Below are 13,906 nucleotides of genomic sequence, written 5' to 3' on the forward strand. Positions count from 1 at the left end.
ACCTCAAATGCGTCGATTCTTTGCCAACAAACTCAAACGGTTGACGAGTTGCGCTGCACGAAATGCGAATAGTCTGCACGAGTTGCGAAGCACCAAATCGCACGTTTTTGGTTGGGTTTTGACGTGTTCGGCGGGGACCGCGGCACCCGGTAACGGCAAATGCCGCATCATCCTGCAACCGCAGGCGGCAAATTCCAGCAGGGGCAAGGTCATGGAATAAGAGCAGGATCAAACAGGGCGTGAGCGCATCGCAATGCACCCAGTTTGGTCATGTTGGGTCGGCGAGAAACCGGGGACCGTCCGTCAGAACAAGCCGCCCGATTAGACGCCCAGCACGTCGCGCACTTCGCTCATCCGCGAGCGGGAAACCGGCACTTTCGGCAGGGCTGGCACCTCATCGAAGTAGCAGGTGCCATTGTCCTTGCGGCGCTCAAAGCTGGACACGAAGGCAGGGTTCACCAGATAGGATCGATGTACCCGCAGAAAGCCTGCGGGCTCCAGTCGGTTTGCCGCCTCGGTGATGGACCAGGGGCAGAACAGCTTCTCCTCGCCGACATAAAGCAGGGTGTAATGTCCCTCGGCGCGCAGGGCGGCAATGGTTTCGGGCAGGGCAAAATGGGTTTGCCCCTCGCGCTCAAAAGGCACGCCGGCCTTGGGTGCGGTTATCGGCGCAGGCTCCGGCGCGGTCGACACCTCGGGCACATCGGGACTGGCGGACGGGGCAAGATCCTCTTCGGCGCTGAAAAAGGTGATCCCGGTCAGCAAAAACGCCCCGCAGATCAGGAACACGGACACCGTGACCCCCATGGCCAGCACCTGATTGTCCAAGGCCGGTCCGGCAACGCCGGTTGCCTCAGACGTGGTGAATTCGGTCAGCCCAATGGCAACGAAGTGCATACTGACCACCGCCAGACCGAAACACACTGTGCCCAACAGGATGTTGCGATGGGTGCGGGCGTCATAGGCCACCCAGATCGCCAGGGTCGACAAGACCAGCGAGGCGGCGGTTGATATCACAATGTCCAAGACCCCATAGACCGGGCGGCACAGCTGCATGCCTGCCATACCGATATAGTGCATCGCCACGATGCCCAGCCCAAGGGTGCAGCCCGCAGCCACAATCACCGGCGGGCGACGTTTCTGAAAATGCAGCAGCAACAGCGCCAGCCCCACCACAAGAATCGCCACCAGGGCCGAGGCCAAAGTGATCAGCGCGTCATAGTAAAACAGGATCGGCAGCTGTAGCCCCAGCATCGCCACGAAGTGCATCGACCAGATGCCACCGCCCAGCACGACGGATGCCATGGCCACTGCAATCTTGCGCCGGGCCGCAGGCAGGGTCGAGGCGCCCTTGGTCAGGGTCAGCCCGGTGAATCCCGCCATCAAGGCCACAGCAAAGCTTGCCGCAACCAGCCACCATGAGTGGGTAAAGTCCAACACCCCTTTGCCTCCCTATGCGCGAGGCGGAGGTTAGCAAAGGGTTCTTTTTGGCGCAAATGAAGAAGCGCACAACAACTTCAAATTGCAGAAATTTTATCTAATGCGGCTTCTGTTGTTGGGCGTTTTGGGCGCGCAGTTCCGCATCCATCGCCTCAGCCACGTCTTCTGCATCCTCTGGGTTGTCAGAGGGAATGGCATAGCCGCCGTTCAGCCAGCGCCCCAGATCAATATCGGCACAGCGCTTGGAGCAGAACGGCCGATATTTGGCATTGCTGTCCTCTGAACAGATCGGGCAGGCCATCACAGAAGATCCTTCAACGGCAGCCGATCGCGCTTGCGCTGCAGTTCAAAATTCCCCAGCGGCGTCCAACCGGCCATTACGGTTTCGGTGGTATCCGCCTTCAGCGCAGCCCGCAGCGACTGTTCAAAGGTCCGCCGGTCCCGTTTCGGCATCGGGGCCAGATCCAGGGTGATCTGACCACCCAACCCCCGCAGGCGCAACTGGCGCGGCAGATCCCGGGCGGCGGCCAGATTGGCCTTCAGCCCGGCAGCCGGTGAGGTGTCACCGCCGGTGTTCACATCCACCGCAACCATGGCACGGGTGGGTTCCACAAACATATAGGCGCCCCCTTCCAGCTTAACCCGCGCGGTTTGCGCATCCTCCAGCTGGTCCAGCACGCCATGGATTTCAAAACCGCCCGCTTCGGTCACGATATCTGCCGGCTCAACCCATTCGCGCCAGGCTTGGCCATGCGGGCCGTCGCCTTCGCTCAGCACTTCGGCGTCGCCGGTGCGGTCGGCCATCACGGCCTGGGCCAGATCATACATCGCCATAATGTCTTCGGCGATTTCGCCAGCCTCAGCCCCTTCGCAGGAGGAGCGCAGGATCAGACCCATCTCAGGCTCTTCACCCATCACCTCATGCGCAATCCCCAGAAGCACGTCGCGCAGATCGTCATCGCGGATCTTGCGGCTGATGTTCAACCCCGGTGCATCCGGTGTGACAATCGCGTAGCGGCTTTTGAACAGCACCTTATAGGTGACCGGCAGGGCTTTGCCGTCTTCGGCATAGCCGGTGACCTGCACCAGCAGGCGTTCGCCGGGGGAAATCCCTTTGACCTTACGCAGGAAGGCGGGGCCGTCGGGCGTGCTGAGGAACAGCCCGCCCTGCCCTTTCATCGGGCGATCGGCGACAGCGCGGTAAACCGTGCCTACACGCGGCTGATCGCTATCAATCAGAATGTCATGCAGTTTGCCATCAACCATCAGCGCCGCGGCTTCGCGGCCCTCCAGATGGTCCAGAATGATCTGGCGTCCCTTCATGTGTCCCTCCACATCGGGTAGCCGGCAGCGGTGAGCAAACCAGCTGTTTCCGCCAGGGGCAGCCCCACAACGGCGGTGAAAGATCCTGAGATCCACGGGATCAACGCACCGGCTGGCCCCTGAATACCATAGCCCCCCGCCTTGCCCTGCCAATCATTGGTGGCAAGATAGGCGTTCAATTCATCATCCGACAGGCGTTTCATCCGCACATCGGTGACCACATCTTTTTCCCAGATCCGGTCGCCCCGGCGCACGGCCACAGCGGTGATCACCCTGTGACGGCGGCCAGACATGGCCAGCAGGAACTCAGCCGCTTCGCCCACATCGGCAGGCTTGCCTAAGATGCGGCGACCCAGGGCTACGGTGGTGTCAGCGCACAGCACGATATCATCCGCATCGGCGGTGACGGCCTGCACTTTTTCACGGGCCATACGCGCGCAATAGGGGCGCGGCTGTTCAGATTTTCGGGGGGTTTCGTCGATATCGGGCGGGCGGATGTCATCCGCCACAACCCCGATTTGGCCCAACAGCTCCTTGCGCCGTGGGCTACCTGACCCGAGGATCAGGCGCACTTACTTGAAGCGGTAGTTGATCCGACCCTTGGTCAGATCGTAGGGGGTCATTTCGACCTGAACCCGGTCGCCTGCCAGAACACGGATGCGGTTTTTGCGCATCTTGCCTGCCGTATGTGCGATGATCTCATGGCCGTTTTCCAGCTCGACCCGAAACGTCGCATTCGGCAGGAGTTCCTTCACGACACCGGGGAATTCGAGCATCTCTTCCTTGGCCATGGTCTCTCCTTGGGTTGGCGACCCGCCTAGTGCGGGACGCGCGTTAGATGGTCTTATTTTACCAGATTTTCAAGGGGAAATCTCTATTTCACCAAAATGTGGTCCGGTTTTCCGTCACGACCGACCTGTTCGCCCCAATGACTGGCATTGAGAACATGACCATCCGCGCGAACAGCCCGCACTTTGCCAAGGTCAATTTCACCGTAGGTCCAGCCCGGTTGGCCAAGTGTGCCCTCGGCGATCACGCCGGTTGGTGGGAACCCTTCATCCGGCGGGCCAAAGACACCGCCCATGCCGGTGTTGGTCTCCATCCCGGAAATCTCGGGGCGATCCCCCACGAGCGCGGCCATGACTGTCACACATTGGCCTTCCAGCGCGCGCGACATAGCACCGATCCGCACCCGCCAGTAGCCTTCCAGCCCTTCGGTGCAGGAAGGCACCAGGATCACCTCCGCGCCAGCCTCAACCAAGGCGCGGCCCAGAAGCGGGAATTCACTGTCATAGCAGGTCAGGATGCCCAGCTTACCCACCGGTGTGTCGAAGATCTGCAGCGGCTCGCCCCCTTCGATCGCCCAAGGATCACGTTCGAACCGGGTCATGATCTGCTTGTCCTGATAGCTGATCGTGCCTTCGGGCCCAAAGATCGGCGCGCGGTTGACCATCACACCGTTTTCTAGAACCGGGGCTGAGCCGCCAACGATGGTCACGCCAAATTCCTGCGCCAATGCGCTGTGCAATTCGTTGGAGCGCGGCACGTAGTTGGAGGTCGCCTGCAGGCAGGATGCCGCATTGCTGGAAACCTCGGTGCCATCCAGTGTGGCCAGCTCCAGCGCGCCATATTCCGGAAACAGCAACAGGTCGGCCCCCTGCCCTGCAGCCTCGGCCACCCATTCGCGGATTTTCGCCGCGTAATCGTCCCACTGATCAAAGACCCCCAAAGGGTAGGCCGCTGTGGCAACTTTAAATGTACTCATGTCTTTCGTCCTTAGTGACTTAGGCGCCGGGGGGGGGCGGACCCGGCGCGGGTATTCACAGGTTTTTCACCCAGACCTGCAAGGGTTTTCGTGTTTGGCGGGGCTCACCCAGATCGGTCCAGTCAAAATGCACCACAGCCCCGGGCATCGGCGCATAACCGCGGCGACGCCAAAACGGGGCCAAATCGCGGGCGCCTTCTGGGCGCATCGGATGATACTCAGGCCGGATCACCGCGCAGAAACTGCTGATCCTGCGCCCTAGCCGGCGCGCGTGCGCCTCCCTCAGATCAAAGAACTGATGGCCAATGCCCAGACTGCGATACTCAGGCAGTAAAACCGATTCCGCGCAGTAAAAGATATCGCTCAGATCGGTGCCGTCGCCCGTGAACGCCGCCGCGAAGTCATCGGCGTGATCTTCCATCGGGGTGCCTGTCGCCGCACCGATCAAACGATCACCGTCAAAAGCGCCAACCAAAATGGCATCAGCCGAATCGCGGTAGCTTTGCAGATAGCTGCGCTCATATTCCAAACTGCCGTCATACAAATACGGCCAGTCGCGAAACACCTCGATCCGCAACCGTGCCACATCGTCAAGCGCAGTCTCCAGCGCCGCACCGGTGAGGACATCGACCCGGATCGCGGGGCGGCTCATGCAGCGACCTGTTTGATCCAATCGGCCAGATTGTAATAGGTGACCACGCGGGTGATCTTGCCATCTTCAAGGCTGAAGAACGATCCTGCCGGCAAACGGTAGGTCTGGCCCTTGGCCGCGGGCAGGCCGGCGTCGGTTTCCAGGTAGGTGCCGTTCACCGTGTATTCCGCCGCAGCGCGGGTGCCTGCCGCGGCCTCAAAGATCACCAGATCCGTCAGCTCCTCGCGGTAGCAGCGTGACATATGGGCACAAAACTCACCAAAGGCCGTTTTGCCCTGCCGAACCTGCCCCTCATTCACATGATGGGCCACATCTTCGGCCAGACAGGCCAGCATGCCGTCAATATCCCCTGCGTTAAAGGCGGCGAAATAGGCGCGAATCGTGTCACTCATATCTTGGTCTTTCCATATTGATCTGCGGGACTGTCCGCCGCGATCATATCCCGTCGCGCGGTGGTCCCCAGCGGGCAATCAGACGGTTCACGATCTGATCGCGACTATGGCGGTAGGCGTCCAGCTTCTGATCGCGGTTTTCGCCCAGACCCGCCGGATCATCGATCGGCCAGTACTCCACATCCAGATGGAACACCCGGGTCAGTTCCTCGGCCTGGGTCTTGCTGGTTGGGGTCAGGGCCACAATCAGATCGAAGGAGGACAGATGGTCGCCATATTCATGCAGCTCCTCAAAGCCGCGGGACTGATGGCGTGCCAGTTCGACCCCCAGTTCATCGCAGACCGCAATGGCAAAGCCGTCAATATCGCGGTCCCCTTTGACACCGGCCGATTGCACATAAGTGCCGGTGCCATAGAATTTTTTCATGATGCCCTCAGCCATGGGCGAGCGCACCGAATTATGGTCGCAGCAGAAGAGAACGGACTGGGGAAGCGTCTCAACCAATGCGCTCACCCTCCGAAATGCAGGACGCAGATGAGGGTGAACAGACGGCGCGCAGTGTCCAGATCGATCTCGGCCTTGCCGTCCAATCGTTCCTGCAGGATGCGCGCGCCCTCATTGTGGATGCCGCGACGGGCCATATCGATGGTCTCGATCTGGCTTGGCGGCATGTTTTTCACCGCATCAAAGTAGCTTTCGCAGATGGCCCAGTAATCCTTGACCACCTGCCGGAAGGGCGACAGCGACAGATGAAATTCCGCCGCCTTCTGCGCGTCCTCGGTGTTGATATCAAAGACCAGCCGTTTGTCCTTGATCGACAGATCCAGATGATAAGGGCCGACCGGCACCTCACGGTCCGCACGCGCGGGTAAGGCAAAGCTGTTGTCCTCCAAGAGGTCAAACATCGCCACCTTCCGCTCCTGCTCAATCTCCGGCGTGGGCGGCGGCAGGTTGCGATCATCCAGCGCAATATGGCTGATCCGGGACATGGGCTCTTCCTTACTCATTCAATGCGTCAAGGCGGGCGCGAACAGACAGGCCGTGCGCCTCCAGACTTTCCGAGATTGCCAGCGTTTCCGCCGCAGGTCCAATAGCTTGCAGCGCTGAAGGCGTCATTTTTGCCAAAGTGGTGCGTTTGACAAAGTCCATCACGCTGAGGCCGCTGGAAAAACGGGCAGAGCGGGCGGTGGGCAGAACGTGGTTCGGGCCACCGATATAGTCACCGATGGCTTCCGGCGTCCAACCGCCCAGGAAAATCGCACCGGCATGGGTGATCTTGGCCGCCAATGCGTCTGGGTCCTCCACACACAGCTCCAGATGTTCCGGGGCCACGCGGTTTGAGAGCGCCGCCGCCTGATCCAGATCCTCAACCAGCACCACGGCGCCGTAGTCCTGCCAAGAGGCGCCCGCGATGGCGCGGCGTTCCAGCGTTTCCAGGTGTTTTTCCACCGCAGCCACCACAGCATCGGCCATCGCTTGGCTGTCGGTGATCAGGATTGACTGGGCACTTTCGTCATGTTCGGCCTGGCTCAGCAGATCCAGCGCGATCCAGTCCGGGTTGGCATGCTGATCAGCGATCACCAGAATCTCAGACGGGCCGGCGATCATGTCGATGCCCACCTTGCCAAAGACCCGGCGTTTCGCAGCCGCCACAAAGGCATTGCCAGGACCGGTAATCTTATCCACCGGCGGGATGCTTTCGGTGCCATAGGCCAATGCGGCAACCGCCTGCGCTCCACCGATACGGTAAATCTCATCCACACCTGCCAGCTGCGCCGCCAGCAGAACCAGCGGATTGGCCACGCCATCCGGGGTTGGCACCACAATCGCCAGCCGTTCCACACCGGCAACCTTGGCCGGGATCGCATTCATCAGGACCGAGGAGGGATAGGAGGCCAGACCGCCGGGCACATAAAGCCCCGCCGCCGAAACCGGCGTCCACCGCCAGCCCAGCTGCGCGCCGGTCTCTTCTTCCCACAGCATATCTTCGGGCAGCTGTTTGGCGTGATAGGCCCGGATCCGCTCCGCCGCGAGTTCCAGCGCCGCACGCTCCGCGTCTGAGACCTGCGCGACCAGCGCTGCGATCTCACTCTCCGAGAAGCGCAGGGTTTCCGGGGTCAGCTCCAACCGGTCAAACTTGGCCGTCAGTTCAATAACCGCGGCATCGCCATGGGTGCGCACATCATGGATAATGCCGGCAACAACCTCATCAACATCAGGGCTGTCTTCGCGTTTGGCGCTCAGCAACGCGGTGAAGTCTGCATCAAAATCTGCGGCTTGGGTGTTCAGAAATACAGGCATGGTCCCTCCGGCTCTTGCAAATTGACATACAAGGGTGTGCGGCGGGCCTCAAGCGCTGGTCGCCACGCAGGGCAGGAACCTTCGCGTCATGTGGTCACAGCGCGGCATCTTAAGCTCAGGACCCCTTGGCAGCGGGTCACGGAACCCTAGCTATCAGCCAAGAAAGGAGCCGAGCCATGACCCTACAGGAAAAACGCAAGGATCTGGACAGTGAACGCCAAAAGCGCCTGCTGACCCGTCTGGTTGAGGAACTCAGCCGTTCAGACCCTGAGCTTTATTACCGTTCCACCAGTGAGGTGGCAGCGCAGATCGAAGGGTTGATTGGCAAGGCAGGCCGGCTGAGCCTTGAGGACCGCCAATTGCTGATGCGCCTCAGCCGTCGTGACATCGAGGTATTGCTGAGCCTGCATTGAGGGCGTCAGCCCCCGCTAGATCAGCGCAATAAAAAGGGCGCCGCAGCGCCCTTCCCGATTAGCTCAGATCATGTTCCGGCGCCTTGCCTGAGGGCGCCCGGTAGGGCCGGGTCACATCCCGCAGCGACACCTCCAGCGCCTCAACCGTCAGCCGGATCGCTCCATCGCCCGCCAGCACCAGCTCCAACGCGCCATCTGCGTCTTCACCCGGCTGCCAGTCAATCGACAGGAGCGAGAGAATGATATCTTTGTCTTTGCGATCAATCCCTTGCGAGGACACGCCTTGCACATTGTCAATCACCAGAACGGATTGCACCCGCTCCGCGCCGTGACGCTTCAGGCCCTCATCTTCCCAGCGAAACCGGTTGAGCAGCAGGGCAAAGCGCCGCTCGGACGCCTGCCAGCGCATTTCGCTGACGGGGAACACCGCATCCTGCACCAAGGCCGACAAGACCTTCAGGTCTTCGCCATCAAAGGCACCCAGGTTCAGTGGCTTTTCCTGTCCGTCTTCGAAACGCGCATCATCCTGCATCAGCTTTTCACCCGCTCAATCTTGGCCCCCAAGGCGCCCAGTTTCTCTTCGACCCGTTCATAGCCGCGATCCAGATGATAGACGCGATTGACGATGGTTTCACCCTCTGCCGCCAGACCCGCCAGAATCAGCGAGACCGAGGCGCGCAGATCGGTCGCCATCACCGGCGCGCCTTTCAGGCGTTCCACACCATGCACGGTGGCAGTGCCGCCCTGCACTTCGATCGAGGCCCCCATGCGCATCAGTTCCGGTGCATGCATAAAGCGGTTTTCAAAGATCTTCTCTTCCAGAACCGCGGTGCCCTCAGCGGTACACATCAGCGCCATCATCTGCGCCTGCAGGTCAGTAGGGAAGCCGGGGAAAGGTTCGGTCACCACATCGACCGCCTTCACACGGCCGTTTTTGCGCGCCACCTTCAGGCCCTTTTCGGTTTCCTCAACCGAAATGCCAGCCGCGTCCAGCTTTTCACAGAAAGCTTCCAGCAGATCGATTCGCCCGCCCAGCAGCTCAACCTCACCGCCGCAGATCGCAGGCGCCAGCATATAGGTGCCCAATTCGATTCGGTCGGTGACCACAGGGTGGGTGGCGCCATGTAGACGGTCCACACCCTGAATGGTGATGGTCGATGTGCCTTCGCCCTCAATCTGGGCACCCATTTTGCGCAGGCAATGCACCAGATCCACGATCTCAGGCTCACGCGCTGCGTTTTTCAGCACGGTTGTGCCTTTCGCCAGCGTCGCTGCCATCACCACGTTTTCCGTCGCGCCAACCGAGGCGAATCGCAGCTCATGCGTCGCGCCCTTCAGGCCACCGGGGGCTTTGGCATGCAGGTAGCCGTCTTTCAGCTCAATCTCAGCACCCAGCGCTTCCAGCGCGGTGATGTGAATATCCATCGGACGCGCGCCAATCGCACAGCCCCCAGGCAGCGACACCACCGCCTCATGTTCGCGCGCCAGCAAAGGCCCCAGAACCAGGTTCGACGCGCGCATTTTACGCACGATTTCATAGTCTGCCTTGGTGGTTGCAATGGTGTGGCTCGACATCGCCAACACCTGCCCATCCTGCATCGAGGTCACTTCCGCCCCCAGCGAACGCAGCAGTTCCGACATGGTTTTGATGTCTGAAAGACGCGGCGCATTGGTCAGCGTCAGCGGCTCATCACTCAGCAACGTCGCCGGCATCAGCGTCAGACAGGCGTTTTTTGCCCCTGCAATGGGAATCGTGCCGTTCAGCGGGCCGTTGCCCGTTACAATAATGGAATCCATCAATCCTGCCCTTTATCCGTTTTTCTTGTGCCCCGATGGGCCTGACCACTGAACCGCGCCTGTGGTTCTGCTCCCTCCCCCTCATCCGAGGAGGACCGTGCCCGTGCCTGTGACTTCCGACGAGCCATATTGGCCTTCAGCGCGGCCTTCAATCGGTCCTCGCGCGCGTCAGGTTTTTTAGGCTGTTTCTTGCTGTTTGAATTCTCGCTCATGAAAGTTTCTTACATGAGGGCGAAAAAACCGTCCACTACCCCCTTGCGCCCGGATTCTTGTTTGGCTAAACACCGCCACACAGTCGAGACCGGCAACGGAACGACTGCAAACGGCGCTGCTGTAGCTCAGAGGTAGAGCACTCCCTTGGTAAGGGAGAGGTCGAGAGTTCAATTCTCTCCAGCAGCACCATCTTATCCCAAATGATCTCAATAACTTATGTGATTTCAGTCATTTATGACTTAGATGGTGTGACACAAAGGTGTGACACATGAGGCTAACTATGCCCTCTCCGGTTAGAAGAAATAACACAGGAAAATGGTATCTCGACGTGCGAGTACCAGAAGACGTTGCTGAGTCGTTTGGCAAAAAACGCGTCAGAAAATCACTTAACACCTATGACCCGGCCGAAGCCAAGGTGGTCCATAATTTGGAGTACGCCTCCTTACAGGCCACGTGGGAACGGCTGCGCCACCGCTCCTCTTCCCCACCCGTACGTCTCACCCAGAAACAAACAGTCGCGCTTGCAGGTAAACACTATGAGCACCTCATGGAGCGCTTTGAAGAAGACCCGCCGGTTTTGGAGCAGACCCGCGAAACCCTAGCGACCCTAAAAAGCGTTGAGCACCGCATGGACTTACGCGGCACTTGGTTCGTTAAGGTGATCGAAACTCTGCTGGATGATGAAGGCATCGCAATTGATGACGACAGCCACTCCCGTCTCGGCTCCGCCCTCTATGATGCTTCAGTGCAAGCGATTGCCAACTTTGAACGCTTTGCCCAGGGCGACTACTCACCCGACCCAATGGCCAAAAGGTTCCCTGAGTGGAAACCACCACAGGCGCAAGGTGAGGCCACAGCAGCCAAGCCGACCACTTCTAATGGGCCCACGCTGGACGAACTCTTCAAGCGCTGGGCAGCGTCGCATACGGCAGCCGGTAAAGCCAAAGGTACTGTTTTTGACTATTTGAAAAGGATCGAAAGCTTCAAATCCTATATTGGCCATCAGAATGCCACTCAGGTCACCCGCCAGGATGTAGGCAACTGGGTCACCTATCTGCTTGAGGAGAAGCGTCTCAATCCTAAAACGGTCAGAGGAAAATATCTGGCTGCCCTGTCTCGTATCTACAGCCTCAGTAAAGGGCGCGGCGTGCTCGAAACAAACCCAGCTGAAGGAATTGAGGTTGACGTCCCCAAGGCCATTGTGACCCGCGAAAAGGGTTTCACAGATGCTGAGGCCGCAAAGATCTTGACCGCCGCACAAGAAGACCCCGCAACTCTAGGAAACATGGGCGACAAGAACAAAGCAGCGATCCGCTGGGTTCCCTGGATAGCAGCCTACACCGGGGCTCGTGTCGCAGAAATCACTCAGCTTCACAAATCCGACTTTTTGGACGAAGGCGGCGTATTTTGCCTCCGCATCACCCCGGAAGGTGGGAAGTCAGTGAAGACTGGCGAATACCGAATTGTTCCGGTTCACTCGCATCTGCTTGAGACTGGAATTATGGCATTCCTCGGTGGTTGCTCTGAGGGCCCCCTGTTCTATGAGCCGCCTGCGAATTCCGAGGACCACTTGAGTCGAGCCAGAAGCGCTGGTGAAAAGGTCAGGAAATGGGTTCGAGCGACCGTTGGTATTAAGGACAAGGGCGTACAGCCCAACCATGGCTGGCGACATCGCTTCAAAACGCTATGCCGACGCGAAGGGATCGAGCAGTACTATGCAGATGCCATCCAGGGCCATGCGGATGGCAGAGCATCTAGCGGCTACGGCGATGTAGAAGTTGCTGCCCTCAAGCGTGAAATTGAGAAGATTACCAGGCAGGTCTAAAAGAGCGGATCACAGGGCAGAAGAACGATGCCACAGGACAATTTTGGGGCCAAAATTCTGTCAGCCCTTCTTTGGTGGTGACGTGGAGAAATCTCCCCCCGGTACCCCTAACAGCATAAAACATGAGCTCTACCTCAGCATTCAACGCATAACTTCAAGGACCGTTCTTTCTGGTATAATGATCTACCCCGCTTAGTTTGTGCCAATTAAAAGACCAATTCCGCAAATTTTTCACACAAGAAACTAAGTTTCTGAGGACATTTTTTCGCCCATTTGACCTCAATCCCACCCCACATACATCTTGTGGTTATCGAGAAATGCGCTGTAGTTTCACAGAAGTTATATTGAGGTGAGGACCAAATGAGGAATTTTAAGAAAGTTGTTGTGATGGGGTTGGTGTCCCTGATCACAGCCTGCAGCGGGACAATGCAAGGCGTAGTTCGGGGAGAAGGCACCCCTATCCAATTTACCTACGAACAAGGCATGGACCGCGACATTTACTCGGCCACTGTCGATGGCGAGCAGTTTAATGGGCAAGCAGTATATGCCGACGCAACAAGTGGCACTGGCGTGGTGTTCGCTAACGGTGGTGTAGTCCCGGTATTCACGTCAACTACCTCCGGAAATCTTGTAGCGGTATTGTTCGGAGACAAAGGCTCTACAATGCGATGCAATATGAACTATGCAGATAGTTCTGGCTTCACTTCAATGGGCGGAGTTGGCGTCTGTCAACATAGCGACGGTCGGATAATCGACGTCATGTGGTGATTGCCAGCGCAATGTCGAGACTTTGCGTAAAATCTGCGCCTCCTACTACTCAATAGGTTGCCCCATAGGAAAAGGTGAGAGAGCAAAGTGTCCTGAAATGTATACCTATCAGGACACTCCGCCAGTTTTAACCCACCTCTGATTTTGTTGATTATTTTTTGTCCGATAAATATGGATTGACAGTTATGGGACAATATTCCCATAAAGCCTAGAGCTTATCGAACACTGAGGTGAAACATGACAGGTACGATTGTAGGCTATGCACGGGTTTCTTCCGTTGGGCAGAACGAGGAGGCGCAAATCGGCATCCTCAAAAAGAACGATGCGACAAAGCTGTTTATCGATAAGGCCAGCGGTAAATCTCGGAACAAGCGCCCAAGGCTAGCAGAAGCTCTGGAGTGGGTCAGAGAAGGGGATGTCCTCATGGTGACCCGGCTGGATCGCTTGGCCCGTTCGGTCAAGGACCTCCACGACATTGCACAAGAACTGGATCGGAAAAACGTTGGCCTCAAGGTCACGGAGCAGAGCATAGACACCACCACACCTCAGGGGCGGCTAATGTTCACCATGCTAGGAGCCATTGCAGAGTTTGAGACTGACTTGCGGAAAGAGCGGCAGGAAGAGGGGATCGCGTTGGCCAAGGCAGAAGGACGGTTCAACGGGCGGCCTGTGACGATTGACCATCAGGCAGTGCGGAAAGCCTTCGACGAGGGGATGAAGCCAGCTCAGATCGCAAAAGAGTTCGGGATTGCTCGTTCTTCTGTGTATCGGGCGCTTGCCGAGAAATAATTGCTTAGAGAACTCCAGTCTCCGGCAAACGGATCAAAAGGAAATGGCTAGAGGTGGAACCGTCCCCACCTGCTAGGGAATTCCGACTTGTCTCAGTGTCTGCGTCTTTATCTGTTTCACGCGGAGTCTTACGGGACAACCTTCGCGGCTTCCTCTGTGGCGACATTCCGGTCATTCTGTCGAATTTGGGCCACACGGGGGTCCAAACACGAAGCCAACAAGACAAC

At 58.4% G+C, this 13,906-nt stretch carries 17 protein-coding genes and 1 tRNA gene; 4 read left to right on the top strand and 14 right to left on the bottom strand.

Annotated features, from left to right (window positions below):
* Positions 1-321: 321 nt before the first annotated feature.
* The 11 genes from ACORLH_RS16810 to hisD all read right to left on the bottom strand — a co-directional run bounded on the left by ACORLH_RS16810 (position 322) and on the right by hisD (position 7,874).
* On the bottom strand, positions 322-1,440 hold the full coding sequence (locus ACORLH_RS16810; RefSeq protein WP_321829520.1) for an MHYT domain-containing protein: 1,119 nt from the start codon (positions 1,438-1,440) through the stop codon (positions 322-324).
* A gap of 97 nt (positions 1,441-1,537) precedes the next feature.
* The gene (locus tag ACORLH_RS16815; protein ID WP_058244949.1) at positions 1,538-1,741 is read right to left on the bottom strand and encodes a DNA gyrase inhibitor YacG; all 204 of its coding nucleotides are present in this window, start codon (positions 1,739-1,741) and stop codon (positions 1,538-1,540) included.
* The gene (locus tag ACORLH_RS16820) at positions 1,741-2,763 is read right to left on the bottom strand and encodes a ribonuclease E/G (RefSeq protein ID WP_321829524.1); all 1,023 of its coding nucleotides are present in this window, start codon (positions 2,761-2,763) and stop codon (positions 1,741-1,743) included. Before ACORLH_RS16820 ends, ACORLH_RS16815 begins: the two co-directional genes overlap by 1 nt.
* Positions 2,760-3,335, bottom strand: coding sequence for a Maf family protein (locus tag ACORLH_RS16825; RefSeq protein ID WP_058244951.1), 576 nt, complete (start codon positions 3,333-3,335; stop codon positions 2,760-2,762). Before ACORLH_RS16825 ends, ACORLH_RS16820 begins: the two co-directional genes overlap by 4 nt.
* Positions 3,336-3,554: a translation initiation factor IF-1 gene (gene infA, locus ACORLH_RS16830; RefSeq protein WP_037209844.1), complete on the bottom strand. Its 219-nt coding sequence runs from the start codon at positions 3,552-3,554 to the stop codon at positions 3,336-3,338.
* Positions 3,555-3,637: 83 nt separating this feature from the next.
* Positions 3,638-4,528 carry a carbon-nitrogen hydrolase family protein gene (locus ACORLH_RS16835; RefSeq protein WP_321829533.1) on the bottom strand — a complete coding sequence of 297 codons (891 nt, stop codon included), beginning with the start codon at positions 4,526-4,528 and terminating at the stop codon, positions 3,638-3,640.
* A 55-nt stretch (positions 4,529-4,583) separates the two neighbouring features.
* Entirely contained in the window at positions 4,584-5,180 is a 597-nt protein-coding gene (locus tag ACORLH_RS16840; protein ID WP_321829534.1) for a GNAT family N-acetyltransferase, read from the bottom strand.
* On the bottom strand, positions 5,177-5,572 hold the full coding sequence (locus ACORLH_RS16845) for a ketosteroid isomerase-related protein (protein ID WP_321829535.1): 396 nt from the start codon (positions 5,570-5,572) through the stop codon (positions 5,177-5,179). The genes ACORLH_RS16840 and ACORLH_RS16845 overlap by 4 nt, the downstream gene beginning before the upstream one ends.
* A 43-nt stretch (positions 5,573-5,615) precedes the next feature.
* Positions 5,616-6,014, bottom strand: coding sequence for a low molecular weight phosphatase family protein (locus tag ACORLH_RS16850; protein WP_420719770.1), 399 nt, complete (start codon positions 6,012-6,014; stop codon positions 5,616-5,618).
* A gap of 68 nt (positions 6,015-6,082) precedes the next feature.
* Positions 6,083-6,562 carry a UPF0262 family protein gene (locus tag ACORLH_RS16855; protein ID WP_321829537.1) on the bottom strand — a complete coding sequence of 160 codons (480 nt, stop codon included), beginning with the start codon at positions 6,560-6,562 and terminating at the stop codon, positions 6,083-6,085.
* A 10-nt stretch (positions 6,563-6,572) separates the two neighbouring features.
* Entirely contained in the window at positions 6,573-7,874 is a 1,302-nt protein-coding gene (gene hisD / locus ACORLH_RS16860) for a histidinol dehydrogenase (protein ID WP_321829538.1), read from the bottom strand.
* Between the two features lie 176 nt (positions 7,875-8,050).
* Between hisD and ACORLH_RS16865 the strand changes: the two genes are divergently transcribed.
* The gene (locus tag ACORLH_RS16865; protein WP_321829539.1) at positions 8,051-8,287 is read left to right on the top strand and encodes a hypothetical protein; all 237 of its coding nucleotides are present in this window, start codon (positions 8,051-8,053) and stop codon (positions 8,285-8,287) included.
* A 58-nt stretch (positions 8,288-8,345) separates the two neighbouring features.
* Here ACORLH_RS16865 and ACORLH_RS16870 read toward each other — a convergent pair whose 3' ends face one another.
* From ACORLH_RS16870 to ACORLH_RS16880, 3 genes are read right to left on the bottom strand one after another with little or no spacing between them, the layout of a single operon-like run.
* Complete coding sequence (locus tag ACORLH_RS16870; protein ID WP_321829540.1) at positions 8,346-8,819, bottom strand: DUF2948 family protein; 474 nt, start codon at positions 8,817-8,819, stop codon at positions 8,346-8,348.
* Positions 8,819-10,084 carry a UDP-N-acetylglucosamine 1-carboxyvinyltransferase gene (gene murA / locus ACORLH_RS16875; RefSeq protein ID WP_321829541.1) on the bottom strand — a complete coding sequence of 422 codons (1,266 nt, stop codon included), beginning with the start codon at positions 10,082-10,084 and terminating at the stop codon, positions 8,819-8,821. Before murA ends, ACORLH_RS16870 begins: the two co-directional genes overlap by 1 nt.
* Positions 10,084-10,296, bottom strand: a complete 213-nt coding sequence (locus tag ACORLH_RS16880; RefSeq protein ID WP_321829542.1) for a hypothetical protein — start codon at positions 10,294-10,296, stop codon at positions 10,084-10,086. Before ACORLH_RS16880 ends, murA begins: the two co-directional genes overlap by 1 nt.
* A 115-nt stretch (positions 10,297-10,411) precedes the next feature.
* On the opposite strand from ACORLH_RS16880, the gene ACORLH_RS16885 reads away from it, so the two are divergent.
* From ACORLH_RS16885 to ACORLH_RS16895, 3 genes are all read left to right on the top strand, one after another.
* Positions 10,412-10,486 (top strand) — tRNA-Thr (locus tag ACORLH_RS16885).
* 91 nt (positions 10,487-10,577) lie between these two features.
* Positions 10,578-12,122, top strand: a complete 1,545-nt coding sequence (locus ACORLH_RS16890; RefSeq protein ID WP_321829543.1) for a DUF6538 domain-containing protein — start codon at positions 10,578-10,580, stop codon at positions 12,120-12,122.
* Positions 12,123-13,127: 1,005 nt separating this feature from the next.
* Complete coding sequence (locus tag ACORLH_RS16895) at positions 13,128-13,679, top strand: recombinase family protein (protein ID WP_321829544.1); 552 nt, start codon at positions 13,128-13,130, stop codon at positions 13,677-13,679.
* Positions 13,680-13,906: the final 227 nt, after the last annotated feature.

The organism is Thalassovita sp., assembly GCF_963691685.1.
Lineage (GTDB): Bacteria > Pseudomonadota > Alphaproteobacteria > Rhodobacterales > Rhodobacteraceae > Thalassobius.

Coding starts and splice junctions, on each gene's coding strand:
- ACORLH_RS16895 (WP_321829544.1), top strand. CDS start 13,128: ATGACAGGTACGATTGTAGGCTATGCACGGGTTTCTTCCGTTGGGCAG.
- ACORLH_RS16835 (WP_321829533.1), bottom strand. CDS start 4,528: ATGAGTACATTTAAAGTTGCCACAGCGGCCTACCCTTTGGGGGTCTTT.
- ACORLH_RS16850 (WP_420719770.1), bottom strand. CDS start 6,014: ATGGCTGAGGGCATCATGAAAAAATTCTATGGCACCGGCACTTATGTG.
- hisD (WP_321829538.1), bottom strand. CDS start 7,874: ATGCCTGTATTTCTGAACACCCAAGCCGCAGATTTTGATGCAGACTTC.
- ACORLH_RS16870 (WP_321829540.1), bottom strand. CDS start 8,819: ATGCAGGATGATGCGCGTTTCGAAGACGGACAGGAAAAGCCACTGAAC.
- ACORLH_RS16890 (WP_321829543.1), top strand. CDS start 10,578: ATGCCCTCTCCGGTTAGAAGAAATAACACAGGAAAATGGTATCTCGAC.
- ACORLH_RS16880 (WP_321829542.1), bottom strand. CDS start 10,296: ATGAGCGAGAATTCAAACAGCAAGAAACAGCCTAAAAAACCTGACGCG.
- ACORLH_RS16815 (WP_058244949.1), bottom strand. CDS start 1,741: ATGGCCTGCCCGATCTGTTCAGAGGACAGCAATGCCAAATATCGGCCG.
- ACORLH_RS16820 (WP_321829524.1), bottom strand. CDS start 2,763: ATGAAGGGACGCCAGATCATTCTGGACCATCTGGAGGGCCGCGAAGCC.
- murA (WP_321829541.1), bottom strand. CDS start 10,084: ATGGATTCCATTATTGTAACGGGCAACGGCCCGCTGAACGGCACGATT.
- ACORLH_RS16840 (WP_321829534.1), bottom strand. CDS start 5,180: ATGAGCCGCCCCGCGATCCGGGTCGATGTCCTCACCGGTGCGGCGCTG.
- ACORLH_RS16845 (WP_321829535.1), bottom strand. CDS start 5,572: ATGAGTGACACGATTCGCGCCTATTTCGCCGCCTTTAACGCAGGGGAT.
- infA (WP_037209844.1), bottom strand. CDS start 3,554: ATGGCCAAGGAAGAGATGCTCGAATTCCCCGGTGTCGTGAAGGAACTC.
- ACORLH_RS16855 (WP_321829537.1), bottom strand. CDS start 6,562: ATGTCCCGGATCAGCCATATTGCGCTGGATGATCGCAACCTGCCGCCG.
- ACORLH_RS16865 (WP_321829539.1), top strand. CDS start 8,051: ATGACCCTACAGGAAAAACGCAAGGATCTGGACAGTGAACGCCAAAAG.